The organism is Peribacillus psychrosaccharolyticus ATCC 23296 (genome assembly GCF_000305495.1).
Taxonomy (GTDB): Bacteria; Bacillota; Bacilli; order Bacillales; family DSM-1321; genus Peribacillus; species Peribacillus psychrosaccharolyticus.
The window spans coordinates 1-2,403 of record NZ_AJTN02000088.1; the positions used below are offsets into that span (position 1 = coordinate 1).

The 2,403-nt window shown below is 33.3% G+C and carries 4 protein-coding genes; 1 reads left to right on the forward strand and 3 read right to left on the reverse strand.

All coding sequences use genetic code 11. The features are described 5' to 3' along the window. The coding region (locus WYK_RS06055) for a tyrosine-type recombinase/integrase (protein WP_040373665.1) at positions 1–410 on the forward strand (410 nt) is incomplete at its 5' end. Positions 411–442: 32 nt separating this feature from the next. Here WYK_RS06055 and WYK_RS06060 read toward each other — a convergent pair. The 3 genes from WYK_RS06060 to WYK_RS06070 all read right to left on the reverse strand — a co-directional run bounded on the left by WYK_RS06060 (position 443) and on the right by WYK_RS06070 (position 2,144). Then, the gene (locus tag WYK_RS06060; protein ID WP_040373666.1) at positions 443–664 is read right to left on the reverse strand and encodes a hypothetical protein; all 222 of its coding nucleotides are present in this window, start codon (positions 662–664) and stop codon (positions 443–445) included. 29 nt (positions 665–693) lie between these two features. Next, positions 694–1,029: an ArsR/SmtB family transcription factor gene (locus tag WYK_RS06065; RefSeq protein WP_040373667.1), complete on the reverse strand. Its 336-nt coding sequence runs from the start codon at positions 1,027–1,029 to the stop codon at positions 694–696. A 710-nt stretch (positions 1,030–1,739) separates the two neighbouring features. After that, positions 1,740–2,144 (reverse strand): hypothetical protein, encoded by a 405-nt coding sequence (locus WYK_RS06070; RefSeq protein ID WP_040373668.1) that lies wholly within the window; start codon positions 2,142–2,144, stop codon positions 1,740–1,742. Positions 2,145–2,403 lie beyond the last annotated feature (259 nt).

Sequence of the window (2,403 nt, forward strand, 5' to 3'; positions counted from 1 at the left end):
TCCACCAGATCCTCGCCCTAAAAGGCAAACAAAACAAGATACTCCGGGTTAAAGAAGGCAAAACGCAAAAAATTCGCGACATTTATATCGCGAATTGCTTCCAAGAGGTCTATGAGTACGCTAAAAACGTCCAGAGCCCCTATTTATTCCCGTCTCGTAAAGGAGACAGCCCGATTACCCCTACCCAGGCTTACAGACAGCTAAATAAGGCTGCAGCGTATGCTGGTGTGGAACATGTCGGCAATCATACCTTACGGAAGACATTTGGGTACTGGTTTTACAAGGCCACAAAGGATATTGCGATGTTGCATCATTCCCATCCTTCCGTCACCCTGCGTTATATCGGCATTACTGAGGAAGAAACTAATAACGTTTTAAAACCTTTAGTGTCTTTCACTAAAGGCTTTTAAAACGTGTTTTCGTACAGTAAATATGAAATTAATTATTCAACCTCTTTTAGGATTTTTTCAATATTTATTAAACGTTGGTTCATTTCATCAATTTTTTTCTGTTGTACCGACATATTTTCCCGTTCGATTTTCAATCTTTCATCTGCCCGTCTACCATTTTTTTTAACAGTAAGAACAATGAAAATAATAATAAATATACCTATAATGAGTGGTAGATAAGTAAATATAGCAAATATAATATCTCCAGTTACCATGTCCTATTACCCCTTGTTTTTTCGATGTATTAATCTCTTTCTTTTTCCTTTTTACTTTTAAAAATTAGAGTCGATGATAGTTTATAAATTAGCTGTTCATTCATTTCAAATTGGAATGAATGAAGCGAGTAGTACTTCATTGCTTTGCCACTTTCTGATATTTCCATAGTGCTCGAAACAATTTCAACCTCCTCTAGCTTTTGTAGATGCAAATAAAGCAATGGTCTACTAATACCTAACTCTCTTGCTAACTGACTCACATATTTTCTTTCTTTCGATAACACCGCAATGATCATTAAACGGTGCGGGTTGGAACAAGCCTCTAATACCTTTAAGAGATTATCTCCTGAATTTATATGTATCATATGTAATAATTTTATTACAGGTAAAGGAAGAAGTAAACAAAAAATTGTAATAAATGGATATATATTGAATTATTGCTCGCGGTTTAAGAAAGGAGAATTAGTTTACATAAACCCTTATTATCGGCATCACAGAAGAAGAAACGAATAATTCTTGAAAACCTTTAGTGTCTTTTACTAAGACTCTAATTCATTCATGAGGTCGTTAACAAAGAGAAAAGGACCACTTTTTGGTCCTTTAAGATGTCTCCTTGCTCAACTAACGCCTCTGTTAGTTTAAGTACAACTCTTCACAAACTTCCAATTAAAAATCTGTGGTCAAACACACTATGCATTGACTAAAGTAACAGGTGGATGGACAAGTGTAGATACCTATGTTTCCTTTAAAAATACTAAACTTAATTATGGTCAGAACGGTCCTACTAAATATACTGGTTGTACGGCAGGATCATGTACAGGACAAAATAAAACTTTGACAGTAGGTGCATCGTCGTTTTCAGATCCTGCTCCTGCTAGTTGGGTTCCAATTACGAAATTTGGATCTTATTCTAAATTGGGAGCGACACAAACAGCGACTTGCTATGATTCAAGTTCATCATGGACTTTCACCCTTACAAATGGTTTATTTTAACTATAACCATTATTAATTAAATAATAAAAAAAGATGATCCATTATTATTTTATAACGGGTCATCTTTTTTATATTAATCCCATCATTTTTCTTTATGCTTTAATTTAAATTCTTCCTTTTTTCCATCCCATTCTACAGTAAACATAATATTTTCATCAGGATTTGTATAGCATTCACATTCCCCTCCACCAGCTTCCCAAACACCATCTATCAGTTCTACATACGCATCGATAGTACCTAATTTATAGTATATTTTTTCTGGATTAGGGTCTTTACCAATATATTTAATAACATGCGATGTACTTTCTAATTTATCAACCGACCGATCAAACATTATTTGAACATCCCAATTTTTATTTTTTCCTTCAAATACCAAATACACTTCTTCATCCTTTTTTGTGTTCCCATTCCCATTTTCATTAACACCTTTTGAACAAGCAATTAATAATACCGATATTATGCAGAAAATAAAAAACAATTTTTTCATATTAGTTCAACACCTTCCAATCGTTTATATAAAAATATACTTTATTACAACGTGAATAACAGCTGTTTTGAGAAGAAACTCCACCGTTCGAAAAAGTCTACTTTTACGAACATGTTTCGTGAGATTGAAGAAGAACATTATATGAACAATTAAAAAATCAAACAAGGGGAAAACCACTAGTTTACATAATTCAACTTATGGGAACAGAAAAAGACCTCAGATTTATCATATCATTACCGATATGAATATAAATGTTAAT

Bases quoted from the DNA above. Each gene is read 5' to 3' on its own strand.
- WYK_RS06060 (WP_040373666.1), bottom strand. From the start codon at position 664: ATGGTAACTGGAGATATTATATTTGCTATATTTACTTATCTACCACTC.
- WYK_RS06065 (WP_040373667.1), bottom strand. From the start codon at position 1,029: ATGATACATATAAATTCAGGAGATAATCTCTTAAAGGTATTAGAGGCT.
- WYK_RS06070 (WP_040373668.1), bottom strand. From the start codon at position 2,144: ATGAAAAAATTGTTTTTTATTTTCTGCATAATATCGGTATTATTAATT.